Source organism: Anaeromassilibacillus sp. 1001302B_160321_C8 (genome assembly GCF_015554745.1).
GTDB classification, from domain to species: Bacteria; Bacillota; Clostridia; order Oscillospirales; family Acutalibacteraceae; genus Anaeromassilibacillus; species Anaeromassilibacillus stercoravium.
Genome location: NZ_JADNJD010000051.1, coordinates 1 through 1,325 on the forward strand (window position 1 = coordinate 1; position 1,325 = coordinate 1,325).

1 protein-coding gene is annotated in these 1,325 nt (G+C 57.7%); it reads right to left on the bottom strand.

Annotation, left to right across the window (positions count from 1 at the left end):
- The coding region (locus I2E77_RS13665; protein WP_207738270.1) for an alpha-L-rhamnosidase-related protein at positions 1–1,325 on the bottom strand (1,325 nt) is incomplete at both ends.

Sequence of the window (1,325 nt, forward strand, 5' to 3'; positions counted from 1 at the left end):
GTTGATGACCTCTTCGTTGGAAAGGTTGCGGGCCGCCGCCGACATAATCGACTTCATGATCTCATCTGCGAGCTCATGGTTGCCTGCCTTCATCGCGCCTTCCATCAGGGTTGCTTCCCAGCCGGGCCATACGCCGCGGTTGTGATAAATCGCGCCGAACTGCTTGCCGCGCTTCTGCGGGTAAACGGTATTCGCGCCATACTTGACCAACGGATAGTTTTCCATCAGCCGTTCCGCCATCTCCGGCGTTGCGATGTCATAGTAAATCGCATAACCGGTTGCGATGACGTCGGTCTTCTCCGCCAGCACATTGCCCATGTACTCCGGATACTGCCACGACGCATAATAGCCGCCGTCTTCCACCCAGAAGTTCTCGTTGATGGCCTGCTTCAGGTCTTCAAAATGCTTGGCCCACTTTTCGGTCTCTGCCGGGTCTTTGCCCAGGATCTCGGAAGCCTGCTCCAACACCTTGAACGCCACCGCGTATTCGATGTTCGTCCCGCTTGCCTTCGACTCCATGATGTCCGAGAAATAGCCCTCGTCCATCCAGTCCGGATACGTCTTAGAGCGGTGGTCGAGGCCGGAGGTCTCGCCCTTAAACAGGCCCGTATTCGGGTCGTACGCAACATGCAGGTCCTTCTCAAGCGTATAGGCCGTTACATCGTAAATGGTCTCGAGGAATTCCGTATCGCCCGTGGCAAGATAGATCTCCCAGCCTGCCAGAGCCATGATGATGCGGTCCGTCGAGTTCGGATAGGAGCCGCCCGTGCCCGTGTCTTCCGTCCACTCCCGCGGGTCGCCCTGGATCTTCTGCAGCAGGCTGTTCCCGGACTGCTCCGGCAGCGCCCACGCCAGCGCATACTGGACGGACATCGCCGTGTCGCGCGTCCAAACCTTAGGCCAATTCGCGCCGGTGTAGAACACTTCGATCGGCTCGCCCGTGATGTGGCTGTTCTCCGTGAAGATGTTCTCCAGCACTTCCTGCATCGTCAGGTTGTAAAGCGCTTCGGAGATCGGCATATTTTCCGCCGTATACTGCGGCAGCTCCGAAATGTCTTCCGTCAAACGCCAGGTGCGGTTTTCATAGGAGGAATACAGCTCTTCGCCGTCCTCCGCCGTCATGGTATAGGCGCCATCGACAATCTTATCCGGATAGATATCATAGTCGAAACGGGTGCTGTTCAGCGTATAGTGCGCGCTGTACCAGCTATCCGGCGCTTCCGTCAGCTCCACGCGGCCTTCCTCGTCCTGGTTCTCCAGGGCGATGGACAATGCGTCGTCCGCCAGGCTGTTGATCTTGAAATATCCGTCCACGGTACGCAGGA